The 19772-nt window shown below is 63.8% G+C and carries 18 protein-coding genes and 1 pseudogene; 5 read left to right on the top strand and 14 right to left on the bottom strand.

Annotation, left to right across the window (positions count from 1 at the left end; translation table 11 throughout):
* Nucleotides 1-69 precede the first annotated feature (69 nt).
* Complete coding sequence (locus PG892_RS03125; RefSeq protein WP_270825109.1) at nucleotides 70-1503, top strand: DUF2867 domain-containing protein; 1434 nt, start codon at nucleotides 70-72, stop codon at nucleotides 1501-1503.
* A gap of 179 nt (nucleotides 1504-1682) precedes the next feature.
* Entirely contained in the window at nucleotides 1683-2939 is a 1257-nt protein-coding gene (locus PG892_RS03120) for a malic enzyme-like NAD(P)-binding protein (RefSeq protein ID WP_119197183.1), read from the top strand.
* A 72-nt stretch (nucleotides 2940-3011) separates the two neighbouring features.
* Here PG892_RS03120 and PG892_RS03115 read toward each other — a convergent pair whose 3' ends face one another.
* The 5 genes and pseudogenes from PG892_RS03115 to trmA form a co-directional block, all read right to left on the bottom strand.
* On the bottom strand, nucleotides 3012-3194 hold the full coding sequence (locus tag PG892_RS03115) for a hypothetical protein (protein WP_010676075.1): 183 nt from the start codon (nucleotides 3192-3194) through the stop codon (nucleotides 3012-3014).
* Between the two features lie 54 nt (nucleotides 3195-3248).
* Nucleotides 3249-4574 (bottom strand): two-component system sensor histidine kinase RstB, encoded by a 1326-nt coding sequence (gene rstB / locus PG892_RS03110; protein ID WP_270825108.1) that lies wholly within the window; start codon nucleotides 4572-4574, stop codon nucleotides 3249-3251.
* A gap of 116 nt (nucleotides 4575-4690) precedes the next feature.
* A pseudogene (locus tag PG892_RS03105) lies at nucleotides 4691-4780 on the bottom strand (two-component system response regulator RstA); the annotation flags it as partial.
* Between the two features lie 25 nt (nucleotides 4781-4805).
* Nucleotides 4806-5513, bottom strand: a complete 708-nt coding sequence (gene rstA, locus PG892_RS03100; RefSeq protein ID WP_010676073.1) for a two-component system response regulator RstA — start codon at nucleotides 5511-5513, stop codon at nucleotides 4806-4808.
* Nucleotides 5514-5778: 265 nt separating this feature from the next.
* Nucleotides 5779-6912 carry a tRNA (uridine(54)-C5)-methyltransferase TrmA gene (gene trmA / locus PG892_RS03095; RefSeq protein ID WP_103260961.1) on the bottom strand — a complete coding sequence of 378 codons (1134 nt, stop codon included), beginning with the start codon at nucleotides 6910-6912 and terminating at the stop codon, nucleotides 5779-5781.
* A 169-nt stretch (nucleotides 6913-7081) separates the two neighbouring features.
* On the opposite strand from trmA, the gene PG892_RS03090 reads away from it, so the two are divergent.
* Entirely contained in the window at nucleotides 7082-8203 is a 1122-nt protein-coding gene (locus PG892_RS03090) for a DUF5610 domain-containing protein (RefSeq protein WP_270825112.1), read from the top strand.
* A 94-nt stretch (nucleotides 8204-8297) separates the two neighbouring features.
* The gene (locus PG892_RS03085; protein ID WP_104452114.1) at nucleotides 8298-8831 is read left to right on the top strand and encodes an ATP--cob(I)alamin adenosyltransferase; all 534 of its coding nucleotides are present in this window, start codon (nucleotides 8298-8300) and stop codon (nucleotides 8829-8831) included.
* A gap of 154 nt (nucleotides 8832-8985) precedes the next feature.
* On the opposite strand, the gene malZ is transcribed toward PG892_RS03085, so the two are convergent.
* The 9 genes from malZ to PG892_RS03040 all read right to left on the bottom strand — a co-directional run bounded on the left by malZ (nucleotide 8986) and on the right by PG892_RS03040 (nucleotide 17745).
* Nucleotides 8986-10815 carry a maltodextrin glucosidase gene (gene malZ / locus PG892_RS03080; protein WP_029314873.1) on the bottom strand — a complete coding sequence of 610 codons (1830 nt, stop codon included), beginning with the start codon at nucleotides 10813-10815 and terminating at the stop codon, nucleotides 8986-8988.
* Between the two features lie 245 nt (nucleotides 10816-11060).
* Nucleotides 11061-11909 carry an HDOD domain-containing protein gene (locus tag PG892_RS03075; RefSeq protein WP_113977665.1) on the bottom strand — a complete coding sequence of 283 codons (849 nt, stop codon included), beginning with the start codon at nucleotides 11907-11909 and terminating at the stop codon, nucleotides 11061-11063.
* 69 nt (nucleotides 11910-11978) lie between these two features.
* Complete coding sequence (locus tag PG892_RS03070) at nucleotides 11979-12398, bottom strand: META domain-containing protein (RefSeq protein ID WP_010676067.1); 420 nt, start codon at nucleotides 12396-12398, stop codon at nucleotides 11979-11981.
* A gap of 178 nt (nucleotides 12399-12576) precedes the next feature.
* Complete coding sequence (yegD, locus tag PG892_RS03065; protein ID WP_042878606.1) at nucleotides 12577-13938, bottom strand: molecular chaperone; 1362 nt, start codon at nucleotides 13936-13938, stop codon at nucleotides 12577-12579.
* Between the two features lie 104 nt (nucleotides 13939-14042).
* Entirely contained in the window at nucleotides 14043-15032 is a 990-nt protein-coding gene (locus PG892_RS03060; protein ID WP_042878605.1) for a 2-hydroxyacid dehydrogenase, read from the bottom strand.
* Nucleotides 15033-15109: 77 nt separating this feature from the next.
* The gene (locus PG892_RS03055; RefSeq protein WP_041211972.1) at nucleotides 15110-15589 is read right to left on the bottom strand and encodes a CreA family protein; all 480 of its coding nucleotides are present in this window, start codon (nucleotides 15587-15589) and stop codon (nucleotides 15110-15112) included.
* Between the two features lie 21 nt (nucleotides 15590-15610).
* Nucleotides 15611-16057, bottom strand: a complete 447-nt coding sequence (locus PG892_RS03050) for an Mpo1 family 2-hydroxy fatty acid dioxygenase (RefSeq protein WP_043153437.1) — start codon at nucleotides 16055-16057, stop codon at nucleotides 15611-15613.
* 284 nt (nucleotides 16058-16341) lie between these two features.
* On the bottom strand, nucleotides 16342-17202 hold the full coding sequence (locus PG892_RS03045) for a hypothetical protein (protein WP_010676062.1): 861 nt from the start codon (nucleotides 17200-17202) through the stop codon (nucleotides 16342-16344).
* A 156-nt stretch (nucleotides 17203-17358) separates the two neighbouring features.
* A complete protein-coding gene (locus PG892_RS03040) occupies nucleotides 17359-17745 on the bottom strand; it encodes a TraR/DksA family transcriptional regulator (RefSeq protein ID WP_010676061.1) in 387 nt (128 codons plus the stop codon).
* Nucleotides 17746-18207: 462 nt separating this feature from the next.
* On the opposite strand from PG892_RS03040, the gene PG892_RS03035 reads away from it, so the two are divergent.
* Nucleotides 18208-19539 (top strand): glutamine synthetase family protein, encoded by a 1332-nt coding sequence (locus PG892_RS03035; RefSeq protein WP_010676060.1) that lies wholly within the window; start codon nucleotides 18208-18210, stop codon nucleotides 19537-19539.
* Nucleotides 19540-19772 lie beyond the last annotated feature (233 nt).

Below are 19772 nucleotides of genomic sequence, written 5' to 3'. Positions count from 1 at the left end.
TTATTGGCCGCCATTCTGTAATTCCCCGCTTTGCCCTATGGTGTTGGCTCAACCAAGGGAGAAGAGCCGATGCACACATGTCTGGTGATGGGAGCTGCCGGGTACATAGGATCCTACCTGGTGCCTCATCTGCAGGGTCTGGGGTACAGGGTCATCGCCGGGGCCCGTCGTCCCTGCCGTCTGCCGGAGGGGGTGGCGTTTCGCCTCGCCGACAGCCTCAAGCCTGCCACCCTGCCCCCTGCGCTGGCGGGGGTCGACACCGTCTTCTATCTGGTACACGCCATGGGGGCGGGGGCCGGTTTTCACCGGCTGGAGCAGCAGGGAGTGAAGAACTTCGCCGCCGCCGCCCGTGCCGCCGGGGTGCGCCGCATCGTCTATCTCGGCGCCATCCAGCCCGAGCCCTGCAACAGTCGCCACCTCAACTCCCGGCGCTACTGTGGCGAGCTGTTTCGCAGCGCAGGGGTGCCCACGGTAGAGCTGCGTGCCGGCATCATCATAGGCCCCGGCTCGGCGGCGTTCGAGGTGATGCGGGATCTGGTGTACAACCTGCCCATGATGGTGACGCCCAAGTGGGTGCGCTCCCGCACGCCCCCCATCGCCCTCTCCAACCTCTTGCACTATCTGGGCGGGCTGGTGGAAGCCGACGGGGTGGACGGCCAGATCTTCAATGCGGCCGGCCCCGAGCTGCTCAGCTACCAGCAGCAGCTCCAGAAGTTCGCAGCCCATATCGGCAAACGCTGCCCCATCATTCCGATCCCCTTTTTGAGCCCCCGGCTCTCCGCCTGGTGGCTGCAGTTCGCCACCTCGGTTCCCCAGCCCATCGCCAAGGCGCTGGTGGGGGGGCTCAAGCACGACATCCCGGCGGATGATGGCCCCTTGCGCGCCCTGTTGCCCCAGCATCTGCTCAGCTTCGATGAGGCGCTGGCGGAGAGCCTGGCGCTGGAGCAGAGGCTCGGTGCCGAGCAGCACGGGGAGGAGACGCCCCTTGGTCTGCGCTGGCGTCATCCCGAGTATGGCTTCTACGACCGCACCGCCAGCGGGGAGGCGGATTGCCTCGCCGCCCCCGAGGTAGTGTGGCAGGTGCTGCAGCAGCTGGGGGGCGAGCAGCGCTACTTCTACATGAACGAGCTGTGGGTGGTGCGCGAATGGATGGATCACCTGATCGGCGGCCCGGCCCGGACCCGGGGACGCACCAACCCGGATCGCTTCGTGAAGGGGGACATGCTGGACTCCTGGCAGATCATCGGGGTGGATGAAGGACGCAGGCTGGATCTGCTGTTCAACATGAAGGCCCCCGGCGTCGGTCGGCTGGAGTTCAACATCCAGCCCCTGGAGTCCGGCCTGACCCGGCTGCGGGTGACTGCCCACTGGCATCCGCAGGGGGCCTGGGGGCTGGCCTACTGGCTTGCCATGCTGCCGTTTCACCTCTTCATCTTCCAGGGGATGACGGAGGCCATCGCCCGGCAGGCAGAGGCAAAAGCCGGCATTCCAGTCATGGATTGAAATCGAGTCTATAACTAATTGGGTAGTTTTGGGTGGCATGACATGCTACTGACTAGCGTGTCATTGCTATCCAGCGATATTTTATGCTGTGAAAGGGCGGGGGATTTCTTTATGATCCTCAGCCCTCGCCCGCTGGCGAGCCAACGCATCACTCATTCATTTCCGTATCGGGGTCCCCCATGTCCGATCAGCAGCACGATCTCCGCCAACAGGCACTCGACTACCACGCCCAACCCGTTCCGGGCAAAATCGCCATCGCCCTCACCAAGCCCGCCGAGACCGCTCGCGATCTGGCGCTGGCCTACAGCCCGGGCGTTGCCGAACCGGTACGCGAGATCGCCGCCAATCCGGCCGATGCCTACCGCTACACCGGCAAGGGCAATCTGGTGGCCGTCATCTCCAACGGCACCGCCATCCTGGGGCTGGGCAATCTGGGCCCGCTGGCCTCCAAGCCGGTGATGGAGGGCAAGGCCCTGCTGTTCAAGCGCTTTGCCGGCATCGACGCCATCGACATCGAGGTGAAGCACGAGACCAGCGCCCAGTTCATCGATACGGTGGCCGCCATCGCCGACACCTTCGGCGGCATCAACCTGGAAGACATCAAGGCCCCCGAGTGCTTCGAGATTGAAGAGGCACTGATCGCCCGCTGCGACATCCCGGTGTTCCACGATGACCAGCACGGTACCGCCATCGTCACCGCCGCCGGGCTGCTCAACGCGCTGGAAGTGCAGGGCAAGGAGATTGGCACCAGCCGCATCGTCTGCATGGGCGCCGGCGCCGCCGCCACCGCCTGCATGGATCTGCTGATCAAGTGCGGGGCTGCGCCGCACAACATCTTCATGCTGGACCGCCAGGGTGTGATCCACAGCGGCCGCACCGATCTCAACCAGTACAAGCAGCGTTTCGCCAACGACACCCCTCTGCGCACTCTTATGGATGTCATCGACGGGGCTGACGTCTTCGTCGGCGTCTCCGGCCCGGACGTACTGCCCGCCGAGGCGGTGGCCCTGATGGCCCCCAACCCGGTGATCTTCGCCTGTTCCAACCCGGACCCCGAGATCAAGCCTGCCCTGGCTCACGCAGTGCGCGGGGATCTCATCATGGGAACCGGCCGTTCGGACTACCCGAACCAGATCAACAACGTGCTCTGCTTCCCCTTCATCTTCCGCGGCGCCCTCGACGCCCGTGCCAGCCGCATCAACGATGCCATGAAGATCGCGGCAGTGGAGGCGATCCGTGCTCTGGCCAAGGAGCCGGTGCCCGCCGAGGTGCTGACCGCTGCTGGCGTGAGTGAACTCGCCTTCGGCAAGGACTACGTCATTCCCAAGCCCATGGACGCCCGCCTGCTGCCGCGGGTTGCCCGTGCCGTGGCACTGGCGGCGGTTGCCTCCGGGGTGGCCCGCATCGAACTGCCGGCGGATTACATGCTGGATTGAGTCACGGCAAGCGCGCAAAAACAGAAGGGGCCCCCTGTCGGGGGCCCCTTTTTCATGGCGGAAGCGGGCAGCTTACTTGGTCTTGGGGGCAACCTTGACGGCCGGCGCCTTGGCGTGGGCAGCCTTGTGATGCTTTTTCACGACCTTGGTCTGGGTGGCGTGGGGAGCGGCGGCCTTGGTCGGGGTGGCGGCCATGGTGAAGCCGGAGGTCAGGGCGAAGACAGCGGCCAGAGTCAGGGGGATCAGCTTGTTCATATTCCAGTTCCTCGTTCGGTTTGATGACATGGAGCGTTTCTCCATGACTTCATCCTAGGGCTGTTCGACCTGCGGTTCAGTGAGCGACTGGTGACGGTTTGTATCCAAATGTACGGGCAGGGTCAGGCAGAAACGGGCACCGCTGCGGCTTGGCAGCAGTTGCACCTCGCCGCCGTGGTGGTGGGCGATGCTGCGCACGATGGCCAGCCCCAGCCCGGCGCCGCCGGTGCGTCTGTCCCGGCTCTGATCCAGGCGCACGAAGGGCTCGAAGATTTGCGGGGCCAGCGCGGGATCGATGCCGGGGCCATCGTCGGCCACCTCCAGCAGATAGTCGTCCCCTTGTCGCGCTATACAGAGGCTTGCCTGGCTGGTGGCATGGCGCAGGGCGTTGCCGATGAGGTTCTCCAGCGCCCGGTCCAGCAATCGGGTGTCGCCGCGCCAGGGCAGAGCCATGGACGGGCGCACGAAGTCGAGCCGCTTGTCCGGTCGCAGGGCCTGCCAGTCGGCCAGGCGGCTGCCGGCCCAGCTGCCGAGCTCCAGATCGCTGCATTGCAGCGGCAGTTCGGGGCGATCGAGCCTGGCATAGGTGAGCATCTCCTCGATGAGGGCATCGAGGGCGCCGAGGTCCCGCTCCAGTCCCTGCTGCTCCTCGGGTGAGGGAGGCTCGGCCAGCATGGCGAGGCGATAGCGCAGCCGCACCAGGGGGGAGCGCAGCTCGTGGGCGATGGCGTCGGTCAACTGCTTGCGACTGGCCAGCATGGCCTGCAACTGCTCCGCCATCTGGTCGAAGGTACGGCCGACCCGGCCCAGGCTGCTGCCGGGCGGCAAACCGGTGCGACAGGAGAGATCCCCGTCGCCGACCCGGCGGGCGGTCTGTTCGAGCTGTTGCAGGCCGCGCCAGTGGGGGCGCAGCCAGAGCAGGATGGGCAGGCCGAGGGAAAGGCCGATGAGCAGCAGCAGCCCCACGTCCACCCAGTGCAGCTCGTGCAGGTAGGAGAGGTAGGGGACGGGGCCGACGATCAGCACCTTGTCGGTGTTCGGGATGCGCTGCAGGAAGGTGTCATCCTCCTCGACGATGACGATGTTGCCCGCCTCGAGGAAGGCCTGATCCTCGCTGGCCAGGGGCTGGTTGGCGAGGACGCCGATCTGCAGCGGCAGATTGAGCTGGCGGCTCTGCTCGCCGGTGCGGGTGGCCCAGTGTTCCGGCGGCAGCCGGGCCAGCTCGCCAGTGAGCAGGCCGAGGGAGCCCTGCATCATCCGCTCCAGATAACGGTCCCCCGCCCGCTCTGCACTGACCTGATAGACCAGCCCGATGAGCAGAATGGCGAGGGTGAAGCAGCCTATCAGCAGCAGATAGAACTGGATAAACAGGCGTCGCATCGGGGCTCTCCTCTTGCCTGGATTGCGTCTGGGCATTGCCTTGTTGCCCCTCATCCCCAACCCTTCTCCCGCAAGGGGAGAAGGGCGCTGAGAGCATCAAGGTCATTCGGCGGGGCTTATTCCCAGGCCTGGGGCACCAGCAGGTAACCTTTCTGGCGCACCGTCTTGATCCAGATCGAGTTGTTGCTGTCATTCCCTGGCTTCTGGTGTGCAGGCGTGTGAGACACCAGCTCATTCCCAGGCCTGGGGTACGAGTAGATAACCCTTCTGGCGCACCGTCTTGATGCGGGTCGGGTTGTTGCTGTCATCCCCGAGCCGACGGCGCAGACGGGAGATGGCCACGTCCATGCTGCGATCCTGGCCGTCGTAGTCGCGCCCCCGCAGGCTGCGAAACAGCGCCTCCCGCCCCAGGATCTGGCCGGCGTGGCAGGCCAGCTCCCACAGGAGGTCGAAATCGGCGGTGGAGAGGGGAATGCTCTCTCCATCGAGGCGCACGTCCCGACCCGGGCCGTCTATCTGGAGGCGGCCGAACTGCAGGCGCTGGGGCGGGGCGGCGGGGACCACGGCCTGCTGGCTCTGCCCCTGCTGGCGGAATTGGACTCGTAGCCGGGCCAGCAGCACCGGGGGGGGCGTGGTCTTGAGGATGTAGTCGTTGGCCCCCAGCTCCAGGCTCAGGATCTGGTTCATGTCGCTGTCGAGCGAGGTGAGCATGACGATGGGGCCGGCAAAGCGCGGGCGCAGATCCCGGCACAGGGAGAGGCCATCCTGCCCCGGCAGCATGATGTCGAGCAGCACCAGATCCGGCTGCTCGGCCAGGGCCCTGTCGAGTGCCCTGTCACCCCGGGTCTCCAGCAGCACCTCGATGTCGTGGCGACCGAGCCAGCTGCTGATGAGCTGGCCTATCTCGGGATCGTCTTCAACAAACAGAACGCGTGGCATGGTGGCGTGGTTCCCCGGTCATGGCGTGAGTGGGCGTGTCGCCAGCATAACGGCTGCGTCCGCGCTCTGCACCGGGATAACTAATCAATGCGGGGGTTTTTGCCCCTTCTCCCAGGGGAGAAGGGGGGACAGGATGAATCGGTTGGCATCGGGCCGCCCCCACTTGTCCCGTGGCGGGTCGGGGCAGCGCGATGAGGCAGGATCCGTGCCCTTCAGTGGCCATAGCGGCCCCGGCTGCCATGGGGCAGCCGGGGAACCGCCCGGATCAGCCGCCCTTGCGCTTCAGGTACACCCCGGCTTCCATGTGGTGGGTCCAGGGGAACTGATCGAACAGGGCGAAGCGGGCGATCTCGTGGGTTTCGCCGAGCACCGCCATGTTGGCCTGCAGGGTCTCGGGGTTGCAGGAGATGTAGAGGATGTTGTCGTAATCCTGCACCAGCTTGACGGTGGCGTCGTCGAGACCGGCCCGGGGCGGGTCGACGAAGATGGTGTTGCACTGGTAGGCGGAGAGATCGACCCCCTTGAGGCGGTTGAACTCCCGCTCGCCGCGCATCGCCATGGTGAACTCCTCCGCTGACATGCGCAGGATGATCAGGTTGTCGACGCCGTTGGCGGCGATGTTGAATTGGGCGGAGTCCACGCTCGGCTTGGCGATCTCGGTGGCCAGCACCTTGCGAAAGTTCTGCGCCAGGGCGATGGAGAAGTTGCCGTTGCCGCAGTAGAGCTCCAGCAGGTCCCCCTCGCTCCCCTTGGTCACGTCCAGGGCCCAGCCCAGCATCTGTTCGTTGATGGCGGCGTTGGGCTGGGTGAAGCTGTTTTCCACCTGCTTGTAGACCAGCTCGCGCCCCTGCACGGTCAGGCGTTCGATGACGAAGTCATCCCCCAGGCAGATCTTCTGCTTGTGGGCGCGGCCAATCAGTTGCAGCTCGAACCCCTTGGCACGCAGGTCGGCCTGCAGCGCCTCGGCGGCCTGCTGCCACTCGGCTTCCAGCTTGCGGTGGTAGAGCAGGCTGACGCAGATCTGGCCGGACTGGGTGGAGAGATAGTCGATCTGGAACAGCTTCTTGCGCAGCACGGGGTGCGGGCGCAGCCCGGCCAGCAGCACAGGCATCAGCCGGTTGATGAGCAGGCTGGCGGTGGGGAAGCTGTCGACCCGGATAATCTCCTTGGTGGCCGGTGCATACATGCAGTGGAAGAGGTCGTCCCCCTCATGCCAGATCCGGAACTCGGCGCGCATCCGGTAGTGCTCGGCGGGAGAGGCGTGCAGCTCCAGCGCAGGCGGATTGAAGGGGGCGAACAGCTGGGTGAGGCGATCGCGCTTCTCGTCGAGCTGGGCCTGGTAGTCGGCAGGAGTCCGTCTGCCCTGGGCGTCGGCGGAAGATGGCTGGGATTGAGTCATGGATACCTCGCATGCACCGGGCTGAGCCGGGGAAAGACCGGGGGAAGGCCGCAGCCAACCAAAGGGTGGGGATTTTAAAAGGCCGCTGCGGATTGTCCAAGTTTTTTGTGGTCAAGAAGTGGCCAGTCGGGCCGATAACCGATCCACCACTATAGGCGGGAGAGTAATGATGCAAATTGATGGCATGGGCACAGCCCAACCCAAGGGAGTGGGCATTGCTCCCAAATCGCCTCAACAGACGGAGTCGAAAGCGGCGGACAAGGGGGATGAGGTCTCCCTGAACAAGCCCCCGAAATGGGCCCAGGTGCTGATCCAGCAGGCGCTGCAATTTGCGCTGGAGATCAACGGCCAGGGCTACAAGGCACCCAAGGTGCAGGAGCCCCAGGAGGTTACTCCGGAGACCCTGTTCGATTTCCAGTCGGTGGCGGACAACGTGTTGCAGTTCGTCACCGGGCGGATAGGCGCGGCCCGTGCGGACGGCAAGTCCGACGACGACCTGACCAAGATGATGGAGCAGGCCCGCAAGGGGGTGGACAAGGGCTTCGGTGACGCCAGGAAGCAGCTCGGTGACTGGGCGGACAACGAGGATATCAAGACCGGCATGGATCAGAGCTACAAGCTGATCCAGAAGGGGCTCGACGAGTTCGAGAAGGAGTTCTTCGGCAAGGTGTCGACCACGGATCTGGGGGATGCCAGGATGGCCAGCCGCCAGCAGGCCCTCCTCGAGATCGAGACCCGGGACGGGGACAAGGTGATGCTGCGCTTCAGCGACAGCTGGCAGTTCAAGTCCCAGAGCGACGGGGGTGGCAGCCAGTTCAGCCTCAAGTCGAGCCAGAGCTTCGACTTCTCCCTGGAGGGGGATCTCGACAGTGCCGAGATGGATGCCATCGGCACCCTGGTCAAGGGGCTGGACGAGCTGGCCGGGCAGTTCTTCAAGGGGGGCGACGGCAAGACCCTGGCGGACGGGCTGAGCGGGCTGCAACTGGATGACAGCCAGCTGGTCTCCTACTCCCTCAAGCTCAAGCAATCGGCCAAGTTGAGTCAGACCTACCAGGGGGCCAGTTCCCTGCAGGAGAGCCTCAAGCCCCTGGCGGACTACCTGCCGAGGCTCAGCCGGTTGCAGCAGCAGGCCGATGCCCTGCTGGCCCCTTCCCAGCAGGAGGCGCTGACGCCCACCGTGATGGCGGCGCGGGGTCAGGACGGGGCGACCCAGGGGGCAGGCTTCATGGGCTTCAACCAGCGGATGCTGGAGGCCATGCGGCTGCTTGGCCAGCAGATGGCGACCGGCTAGTCTGGCGACGCCCCCGTGATGCTGGCGGGGGCAGGGTGTTTGCCAGCCCGTCCCCGGGCTGGCACACTGCCCTTTTCCCCAGCCCGGCGATGCCATGAACCCCAAGAAGCCAAGAGACAAGCGCGAGCTCTGCTACCCCTTCATCTTCGAAACCCAGTTCCAGTGCGACTACGAGATCGCCACCGACGAGCTCTGCTGCCAGGTGGGGGCCGTGCTCTCTCATCTGATACCGGATGAGGATACCCAGCCCGTGATGGCGGATCTGGCGACCCTGCAGCGGCTCATCTACAACCTCAACGGCTCGGTGCGGGGACGGCTCGGCATCTTCGAGGAGGATCTGGACTGGCTGAAGGGACGGTACGATCACTACAACGAGGCGAGTCGCGGCCGGGTGACCGGCTTCGTGCTGCCCCAGGGGCCCCAGCCCATTCCCACCCTGCACCTGTGCCGCTGTGGCAGCAAGAAGGTGGTGCGTCTGCTGGTACGCCTGGAAGAGAGCGGCGTGCGCTTCGATCCCATCCTCTATCGCTTCGCCAACCTGCTGGCCAACTTCTTCTTCGTGCTCACCGTCTACCTCAAGCAGGCGTGGGATGTGACCGAAGTCCCCTATGTCAGCATCAACTACTGATGAAGAGATGATGTTTGATGTATTCGTCGCATCACACATGGCGGCGTAGGGCTATCGGATCGAAAAACAGCGATGAGGCAGCATCCGCCACTTCGGGGGATGCAGGCATAAAAAAACCGGCGCCCCGAGCGCCGGTTTTCTATTGCCGCTATCCCTAGCTCGACAGCAGTACCCTGGCGGAGTTGGCCGGGATCGTGAGCTGCACCTCCCCCTGCACCACCTCGAACTTGTCGCCGTTGAAGGCGTCGGTGAAGCGGCTGGCGGGGCTGGCGGTCTGCCACAGGGGCAGGCTGATGGTGCGCGGCTCCGTGGGGTGGCGGTTGCAGGCGACCACCACCTGATCGCTTTGCAGGGTACGGGCGAACACATAGCTGTGGGGGCCGGCGTAGAGGGTCTGGATGTCTCCCCGACGCAGGGCCGGGCGCTGGCGGCGCAGCTGGATCAGGCGGCGATAGTGGTCGTGCAGCACGTGATCCCAGTCGGTGGTATCCCAGGGGAAGCAGCGGCGGCAGTCCGGGTCGTTGCCGCCGGAGAGCCCCACCTCGTCGCCGTAGTAGATCGAGGGCACACCGATGTAGGTGATGAGCAGGGTGGCGGCGAGTCGCATCCGCTGCTTGTCTTCCCCCAGCAGGTGCAGGAAGCGGGCGGTGTCGTGGCTGTCCAGCAGGTTGAACTGGGCCAGCTGGTTCTTGAACGGAATATGGGCCCGCGCCAGCTTGAGCCAGTGATCCAGCTCGGTGGCGCTGATCTTGATGGGGTGATAGGCGATGTCCTGCCCCGCCAGGAAGGCGCGGATGGGGTGGGCGAAGCCGTAGTAGTTCATCGCGCCGTCCTCCTGATCCCCCTGCAGCCACTGGCTCGCCTCGAAGAAGTGCTCGCCGAGGACGTAGGCGTCCGGATTCTCCTGCTTCACCGCGCCGCGAATGGCGCGCACATGGCCGCGATTGCCCTCGGCAGTGCCCCGCTCCCCCAGCATGTGGATGACGTCGAAGCGCCAGCCATCGATCTGATAGGGGGCACGCATCCAGTAGCGCAGAATGGCGTTGTCTGCCCGATAAACGGCGTCCTGCACCTGTTCACTTGAGAAATCCAGCTTGGGCAGGCTGCGGATCCCTTTCCAGCTAACATAATCCCCTTCTTGATCGAAGGTGTAGAAGCTGCGCCAGGGGGAGTCCGGGTTGCTCTGGGCGCCCAGCGGCGGGCAGAACCAGGGGTGCTCGGTGGAGGTGTGGTTGACCACCGCATCCAGGATGATCCTCATGCCGCGCTGGTGCAGGTTGCGGGTCAGCTCGGCAAACTGGGCATTGGTACCGAGGTGCGCATCCACCTTGAAGTAGTCCTGGGTGTCGTACTTGTGGTTGCTCGGCGAATCGAAGATAGGGTTGAGGTAGAGCGCCGTCACCCCCAGGGATTGCAGGTAGTGCAGTTTGGCGTCGATGCCCGCCAGATCCCCGCCGTAGAATTCACAGGCGCCGTGCCCCTCTTCGTGGCGGCTGACCGGCTCGCCCCAGGCCTTGCTGATGACCGCCTTGCCCCTGTACTCGTACTCGTGATGCTTGACGCTCAGCGACGGGTCGCCGTTGCAGAAGCGGTCGGGGAAGATCTGGTAGAACACCTGATCCTGCACCCAGGCCGGGGGCTGGTGATGGCTGTTGAAGCGGAAATGCTGCTCCCGCGGCGGCATGGCGGCACTGACGCCTGCCCCGTGCAGCCACCACTGCTCCTCGTCGGTGAGGCACTTGAAGCAGTAGAGGTGGATCTCCTGCCCCCTGGCCAGCGGCAGTTCGACCTGCCAGACCTGAAGCCTGTCCCGGGTGGCGACCGGCGTCATGGCGACCAGATACTCCTCGTTGTCCGGCTCGTGGCGCAGCCACACCTCGCGGATGGGGGCGTCCAGCTCGCTGAACAGGGTGAGCTGCAGGGTGTCGGCACTCTCTTTGAACCAGGGTGCCGCCTGGGGGTGAAACAGGAAGGGATGGGTCATGGTATCTACTGTGTCAGAGAGGCTCAGGAATGGGGGATGGGCGCAGGCCATCTTATCCCGTCCATGGGCGTGTGTATGTGACAACCGGCCAGAATGAGACGGTGCTTCCGGCTTGGCTGGGCGGTCTGCCGTGACGCGATTGGGTCAGCAAATCGGCCAGGGCGTTGCCCTGTTCGTGCAGCTGTTCGAGCTGATCCGCCAGAATGAGACGGGGATCCGGCTCCTGCTGATCGGCCGTCGTACATCTACTGGGTCAGCAAATCGGCAAGGGCGTTGCCCTGCTCGTGGAGCTGCTCCAGCTGATCCGCCAGGCTGGCGGGATCCAGCCCCAGCTGGTCAGCCAGGGTTCTGGGGAAACGGGCGATGATGGCCTGTGCCGGTACGCCGGCCTGCCAGGCGAAGGAGACGAAGACGGCGAGCCGGATGAGCACGGCCTCCTTGCTGACCGGATCGTGGGAGAGGGGGTCGAGCTGCTGGTCGATGGCATCCACGAAGGCGGGCGACAGGTTCCAGCGCCGCGCCAGCTCTGCGCCGAGCTGGGCATAGTCGTAACCCAGCATCTCCCGCTGGGCATCGACCCGGCTGCTGCCTTTCTCGATGGCCAGATTGATAAGCCCCGCCTCTTCCGGCAGGGTGCTCTGGATCAGCAGCTCGCCAATGTTGTGAATGAGGGCGCAGGTGAAGGCGGTCTCGGGATCCACCGAGGTGGTCTGCTGTGCCAGGGTGCGGGCAATGGTGGCGACCTGGAAGGTCTGGGTCCAGAAGTGGAGCTTGTCAAAGCCGGGAGGGGCCTTGAAGCTGCTGATGATGCCGGAGGCGACCACCACGGAGCGCAGGCGGTTGAAACCGAGGCGGATCACCGCCTGTTCGATGGAGGTGATTTCATTGCCACGGCGCAGGGCAGCGGAGTTGGCCATCCGCAGTACCTTGACGCTGATCACCTGGTCCATGGCGATCTTGGCCGCGATCTCGTCGATGCGGGCATTCTCGTCGTTGAAACTCTGCATCAGCTCGTGCAGCAGTTTCGGAATTGTGGGCAGTTGCTTGATCTTGCCAAACAGGCGATCCATCGACATGGCTGAGGCAGCCTCCATTGCTAACAATGCCTCATATTGTGCCACAGCCTGGCCAGTTGTTCCTGCTGGCGAGCGGTTTTGTGAGCCCTAGTACACCCAGTCTTGAAGCCTGTATTCCAAACGGTGCCGTTTTCCCTGGAGGATCAGGGTCTGGGTGGAACCGCTCAGTGTGGCCCCCTCCGTCAGGGTGGCGAGCACGGCCTGCTCTATCAGATCGAGTTCGGGGGGGCAGGCCATGGCGGTGCTGCCGAGGCTGGTGACCCAGAGCTTGTTCCCCTTGAGGTGACCCTGGCCGAAGTAGCGGTTGCAACCGGCGATGCCGTTGACGGTGAAGTGTTCACCGATCTCGATGTCGGGGGGATTGCTGCGGCGGCTGGCGATGGCCTGGCCATCCAGCCGATCGAGCACCCAGTGATGGTGTTGCAGATCTTGCGAGGCAAAGCGGGGAGCACTGCTGCAGGCGCTGAGCAGAAGCAGGGCGAGCAGCAGTAGCAGGTATCTGGGCATTGAAGGGGCTCCGGTGGTGGGTATGACAAGCATACCCGTCCCCGGGCCCGGGCGGCAGGGTGAGGGGGGAGGAGCCCGACCGCTTCTGTCGCCCCGGGGGAAGAGGGGGTGTCGGCAAATGGCAACATCCGCCCCGAGCGAACCTGTCTACCGGTTGCCCATGGCTCCCCTGGCCGTCTCAGTCCGCAAACAGGCGCTCGGCATAGCGGGCGAGGCCCGAGGCCACCGAACCGAAGTCATCACCCCCCTCCAGCGGTACCTTGGGCAGTTTCTGCTGGATGAAGGCCTTGATGAGGGGGGAGCGGGCACTGCCGCCGGTGACGAAGACCCGGTCAGGCTGCACGCCTGCCGCCAGGATAGCCTCGTCCATCAGCTCGCCAATCTTCTCCAGCAAGGGGGCGGAAGCACTGGCCAGCTGGGGGCGGGTGAGTGCCGCCTCCAGCCCTTTTTCCAGCTCGTTCAGGGTCTGGTGATTGTGCTCGTGGTCGGAGAGGGCGATCTTGCCCTGCTCGGCGCGCCACACCAGTTGATGGCTCAGCTTGTGGGCCCGCAGGCTGGCGAGGCGCGGGAGCTTGCTGCCGGGCTGGCTGTCGAGCTGGAGATCCTGCAACTGGCGGGCGGTATCCAGGCTGTAGAAACGGCTCTGGGCACTGACGTCATTGATGGCGGCGGCGTCCCAGAACAGGGGATGGGGCAGCGGCTTGCCGGTCTTGAGGGTCTCGTGCATGCCGAGCAGCGGCATCATGCCCTCCACGGTCAGGCGGATGTCGAAGTCGTTGCCCCCGATGCGCTGGCCGCTGTGACCGAGCAGGTCGCCGCTGCGATCCAGCTGGTCACGGTGGCTCGGGCCCATGCGCAGCACGGAGCAGTCGGTGGTCCCGCCCCCGATGTCCACCACCAGCACCACCGCATCCTCGGTGAGGCGCGCTTCGAACTCGAAGCCGGCGGCCACCGGCTCATAGAGGAACTCCACCCGCTCGAACCCGGCGAGGCGTGCCGCCTCGCTCAGGATGGCGATGGCCTGGCGGTTGCTCTCTTCCCCCGCCAGTCCCTGGAAGTTGACCGGTCGGCCGATCACCGCCTGGCGGATGGTGCTGCCCGTCTGCTGCTCCGCCTCCCGGCGCACGTGCAGCATCATGGCGCAGACGATGTCCTCGAACAGGGCGATCTGGGGAGCCTTGAGGCCATAGGCCCCGAGAAAGGATTTGGGGGACTTGATGTAGTAGCCCTCGTCCGGCTCTTCCAGATAGCGCGCCAGCGCCGCACCGCCGAAGCTCAGCTCGTCGATGAGTCCCTCTTCGCGCATCTGGCGGCGCACCGCCTGGGCCCGGGTCACCACGGGACCGCGCAGCTTGAGGTATTCGCTCTGCTGGACGGGGGCCAGCCCTTCGGCCAGGAGGCCGGCGATGGCGTCCCGGTGGGGGGCGTGCAGGGTGGAGGGAAGGTAATGGGAACCGGAGAGGGTCAGCAGCCTGGGGCTGCCCTGTTCCATCACGGCGACGGCACAGTTGGAGGTACCGTAATCAAATCCGATGAACATGCTGGCCAGACTCCTGTACAAAAAAGGGCTGGTAGCCTACCCGATGCCGCCGGGTCTCACAACCCGGCGGCGGGATCAATGGCGTGGCGACAACGCCTCAGGGATCACTCCACTTCGTTGTCAGAGCGGCCCTGGCTCTCGATGGCCTGGATGTTGCTGAGGGTGGTGTCGGCGATGGCGTGCAGTGCCTCCCGGGTCAGGAAGGCCTGGTGACCGGTGAACAGCACGTTGTGACAGGCAGACAGGCGGCGGAAGACGTCGTCGGTGATCACCTCGTTGGACTTGTCCTCGAAGAAGAGGTCTTCCTCCTCCTCGTAGACGTCCAGCCCCAGGGCGCCGATGCGGGAGGTCTTGAGGGCCTCGATGGCGGCGTTGGAGTCGAGCAGGCCGCCCCGGCTGGTGTTGATGATCATCACCCCGTCCTTCATCTTGGCGAAGGCCTCCTTGTTCAGCAGGTGATAGTTCTCCTTGAACAGGGGGCAGTGCAGGCTGATGACATCGGACTGACGGAATAGGGTGTCGAGATCCACGTACTCGGCGCCCAGATCGATGGCCGCCTGGTTCGGATAGGGATCGCTCACCAGCAGGCGCATGCCGAACCCCTTGAGGATGCGCAAGGTGGCGATGCCGATCTTGCCGGTGCCTATGATGCCGGCGGTGCGGCCATGCATGTTGAAGCCCACCAGCCCTTCCAGGGAGAAGTTGGCGTCCCGGGTGCGCTGATACGCCTTATGGATGCGGCGGTTGAGGGTCATCATCAGGCCCACCGCATGTTCGGCAACAGCCTCGGGGGAGTAGGCAGGCACCCGCACCACCTTGAGTCCCAGCTCCTTGGCGGCGGCCAGATCCACGTTGTTGTAACCGGCGCAGCGCAGGGCGATGACCCTGGTGCCGTACTGCGCCAGCTCGGTCAGCACTTCGCGGTCGGCATCATCGTTGACGAACAGGCAGACCACGGGGAAGCCGTGGGCGAGACGGGCCGTCTTGGCCTCCAGCCGCACGTCGAAGAACTCCAGATCGAAACCGTACTGGGCGTTGGCCTGGTGGAAATGTTCCTTGTCGTAGCTCTTGGTACTGAAAACGGCGACTCTCATGGTGCGCTCTCCGTAGATAATGATGTGGTTAAATTACAACAAATAGTGACCGTCATCACGGGATAAGTGGTGCTGTTTCAACCCCAGGGCATGATGGGGACGGCACTCACTGCACTCTTGTACGAACCATCCACCAACTTGGTGCTGTAAGTCAGATAGACAAGGGCATTGCGCTTCTCGTCGTAAAAACGCACCACCTTCTGCTCCTTGAACACCAGCGAGGTGCTGACGTCGAACACCTCTTCCCCCGCCTTCAGCCTGGCGGGCAGGGTGATGGGGCCGATCTGGTGGCACGAGAGGGAAGCGTGGGAGGGATCTTCCGCCAGCCCGAGTCCGCCCTTGACGCCGCCGGTCTTGGGGCGGGCCAGATAGCAGGCGACACCGGCGATTTTAGGGTCGTCGAACGCCTCCACCAGGATCTTGTGGTTGGGTCCGAGGAGCTTGAAAGCGGTGCTCACCTCGCCGACGGGATCGGCCTTGTCGGCCAGCACCGGGCCGGCCATCAGTGCCCCCAGCAGCAGGGGCAGGGTGCGAGCAAGGGTCTGAAGATGTCTCATGGTCTCTCCTGTTGGCCTCCCTCAGAAAGGGATGCCCAAACGACGATAGAGGCTGGCCAGCACCCAGGCGGGGCCTACCAGCAGGAATTGCAGGTCGGTGAGAAAGGAGGGGCGTTTCCCCTCGATATGGTGACCGACGAACTGGGCTATCCAGAACAGCACGAACCCGATAAGGGCAGGCCACAGCAGCGGCCCCTGCCAGACGTGGCAGAAGGCCAGCCCCAGGGCGGTCAGGGCCGTCATCCCCGTAAAGATCGTCAACGACAGCCGCAGGTAGAAGACCAGCACCGGGATGGCCGCCAGCTCCGCCCAGTTGAGGGACGCTGGCAGGGGACCTGCGGGCAGGCACCAGAGCAGTGCCAGGATGCAGAGGTAGATGCCTGGCACCGCCACCTTGTGGATGGCCACATTGACGGGGTGTTGATGGCTCTGGCCATAGTCGCGAAACCAGTCATCCAGTCGTTTCATGGCACCTCCCTGGTGCGCGTATTGAGGACGGGCGACCTCGCGTTCCTGTGCGTCTGCGGCGGGCTGCGCCCACCGGATGGGATGACCCGCGGCTGATCACGCTCCCGGCGGCGGATATTCCCAACGTCGGAGGCCGTGTCCGTTCACGCTCGCAGCGGTGGATATTCCTAACGCCGGATACCGTGTCTGCTCACGCTCGCAGCGGTGGATATTTCCAACACCGGAGGCCGTGTCTGCTCATGCTCGCAGCGGTGGATATTCTCAACGCCGGATATCGTGCCCATTTACTCCTGAGACGGTGGATATTCCCAATATTGGGCCGGAATGCTTTTGAGCAAGGGGGTCATGTCGGGATTGGGCAGGGCGATGGTGACTCTCTGCTCCAGATTGGCGCTGGCCAGGGCCTCGCGGATCTTGGGGTTCTCCCGAAAGAACGCCATGAAGCTACCGTCGGCATAGGCACGCTCGAGGCCGGTCTGGATCGCCTTGGCCAGCTTCGGCGATTCCGGGCTGACGAAGAAGAACTCGGCGAAGGGGTAGCGGATCAGCAGGTGCTGATCGATCACCAGGTTGGGATATTGTGCCGCCAGCTCGCTGCGTTCGGCGAAGATTTCCACCAGACCACGGGGGAAGAAGTCCAGCTTGTCACCGTCATTCATCAGGCGAAACAGGTTGCTGTAGCGCCCGGCATAGGTGGGAATGCCTGCTAGTTCCAGGATCTTGTTGTCGGCCCAGCCCACTCCCTGGGCGGCTTTCAGTTTCTTGAGGTCTGCCAGGGTGTTGATCTGGTTGAACCGCTCCTGGGCATCGGCGTGGATGAAGGAGAGGCGCAGCCCTTCCAGGCCACGAAACAGCGGGATTGGCACTGCGGTGAGGGAGGATTCCAGCGCGCTGGAGGTACCCATCCAGAACACATTGATGACCTTGCCCTTGGCAAGCGCCTGCTGGAGGCTGTACTGGTTGAGATTGAGGTCGACCCGCTCCAGCTTGTAGGGCTGCCCGGCGTGGTTGAGCGCCAGTTCCAGCAGCTTGAGCTGGTATTCGTTGTCGAGATCGTTGATCGGTCGGCTGGGGACCTTGACGGTGAGCGTCTGTGCTTGTGCCAGCAATGGCAGGCACAAGCACAGCCTGATGAGCCATTTCACGCTTTGATCTCCTGTAGGATCCGGGACTTGCCCGGAGTCTAACAGAAGTTGTCATGCTCTTGCTGTGAAAGGGGCCGGGGATCACCCGGCCGCGTCATCTTCGGGCATGGCCTGCCCTGTGCCCGGCTCGTACCGAGGCCGGGCTTGTTCGCCGCATCAGGCGACGCGACGGAACACGTGAGTGTCGTTGAATTCCTTGGTGCTCTGGCATTCAACACAGAAGCGGGACTCGGGACGGGCCTGCAGCCGCTTGAGAGAGATCTCGTCGCCACAGGATTCGCAATAGCCAAAATCCCCTTCATTGATCCGCTTCAACGCCCCTTTCAGCTTGCGCAGGTGCAACTTGTCGTGCTCGATGCGGTTCAGCTCCAGGCGACGGGCCTCCTCGACACTGGCACGGTCAATTTCATCCGCCATCTCGTTGGTATCGGTGGCGATAGCCTGGCTGGCCTGGGAGTTGAGACGTTCTTCGAGCTCAAGGATTTGTCGCTCGATCTGGCCTTTGTAGAAGGTCAGTTGGTCTTCTGTCATGAAATCACACATACGGTTTGCTACCAGTCAGTTTCCCAATGTTACCCATTGATGGGGGCTGTCTGTCGTCAGACCAAGCCCTTGTATCCCGTTTTGCACCAAATCCATGCAGGAGAGTGCAAATCAGGGCGGGCCTTGTACCAAAAAAATGCAGACATGCAAAGGAAATTGGATAAGGAGTGTGCGCCCTTGCAAAGAAATGGGCCTTCTCCGACAGGGTCTGACTGAGTATCGAACGAGATCCCGCCGCCGTTGGCATCGAGCTTGCAGTGGGCTGATCGTGACACAAAGTGTTTAGTATTTGGTGCCGCGCTGGTCATTATACAGGCCGTTGTTTATAGTTTTTTAAACACCGATGCTTGACAAAGGCCTTTATCACGGGCTTTTATGGTGTGGTCTATTACATTTTCTTAACAAGGGTGTTCCTTATATTAGACACCCTTGACAATGGCAACCGTAAAGTCGGGGTTTAACATGGACAGTATCAAGGGCTGGATGGAGAGCAATCGCATCACGGAAGTGGAGTGCCTGTTTCCGGATTTCACCGGCAATGCCCGAGGCAAGATCATTCCAGCCAACAAGTTTCTGCGCGAAGGGGGCATGCGGCTGCCCGAGGTCATCTTCACCCAGACGGTGACCGGCGAGTACCCGGATGACGACAGCATGATAGACCCGCTGGAGCGGGACATGCAGCTCTATCCCGATCCCAACACCATTCGTTTCGTACCCTGGGCGCTGGAGCCCACCGCCCAGGTGATCCACGACTGCTTTGACGTCAACGGCAAGCTCATCGACATCGCTCCCCGCTCCGTGCTGCGCCGGGTTCTGTCATTCTACGAGAAGCAGGGCTGGAAGCCGGTGGTGGCGCCGGAGCTGGAGTTCTACCTGGTGACCCGCAACGAAGATCCCGACTATCCACTGGTGCCGCCGGTGGGCCGCAACGGCCGCCCGGAAACGGCCCGCCAGTCGTTCAGCATCGATGCGGTGAACGAATTCGACCCCATCTTCGAGGACATGTACGACTACTGCGAGGCCCAGGAGCTGGAGGTGGACACCCTGATCCACGAATCCGGCGCCGCCCAGATGGAGATCAACTTCCTGCACGGGGATGCCATCGATCTCGCCGACCAGGTGTTTCTGTTCAAGCGCACCATGCGCGAGGCCGCCCATCGCCACGGCATCTATGCCACCTTCATGGCCAAGCCCATGAGCAACGAACCGGGTTCCGCCATGCACATCCACCAGAGCCTGGAAGACATGGATGGCAACAACCTGTTTGGTACCAGCGAAGGGGGCAACTCCGATCTGTTCATGCATTTCATCGCCGGCCTGCAGAAATACACCCCGGCAGTGACCGCCCTGCTGGCGCCGAACGTCAACTCCTACCGCCGCCTCACCTTTGGCGAGAGTGCGCCGCGCAACGTTCAGTGGGGTGTGGAAAACCGCACCTGCGGCCTGCGGGTACCCTTCTCCGAACCGAGCGCACGTCGGGTCGAGAACCGCTTCGCCGGGGCCGATGCCAACCCGTATCTGGCCCTGGCCGCCACCCTGGCCTGCGGCTACCTCGGCATGCTGGAGAAGCTCGAACCCATGCAGGAGATGAAGGCGAGTGCCTATGACCTGCCCTACAGCCTGCCCCGCTCGCTGGAGGAATCGCTGAGCCACCTGGAGCAGTGTGAACCCATCAAGGACATGCTGGGGGAGCGCTTCATCCGCGCCTTCGTGGCCGTCAAACGCAAGGAGTACGAGACCTATTTCGGCGTGATCAGCCGCTGGGAACGGGAATTCCTGCTGCTGAACGTCTGATCTGTCCCCGGGGGAGGCCTCTCCCCGTCATATCGCAAGCAAGGGGCCGAAGGCCCGTCTCGCGGCGGTGCCCGCGACCCGGAAGGCACCGAGTAAAGGTGAGGCCCGCTCTCGCAATGGAGAGGGGGGTCACCTGCAATCAACTGGCGACGATGTTCGCCCCATGGAAAGGCATCGAGCAGGCAAGAGAGTGCCAGCCCCGTGAATGGCAGTGACCGGGCAGGCCACCCGTG

Origin of the sequence: Aeromonas sp. QDB68 (assembly GCF_027707405.1) — a bacterium.
In the GTDB taxonomy this organism is placed as follows: Bacteria; Pseudomonadota; Gammaproteobacteria; order Enterobacterales; family Aeromonadaceae; genus Aeromonas; species Aeromonas caviae.
This window is presented reverse-complemented; position numbering and strand designations above follow the sequence as displayed.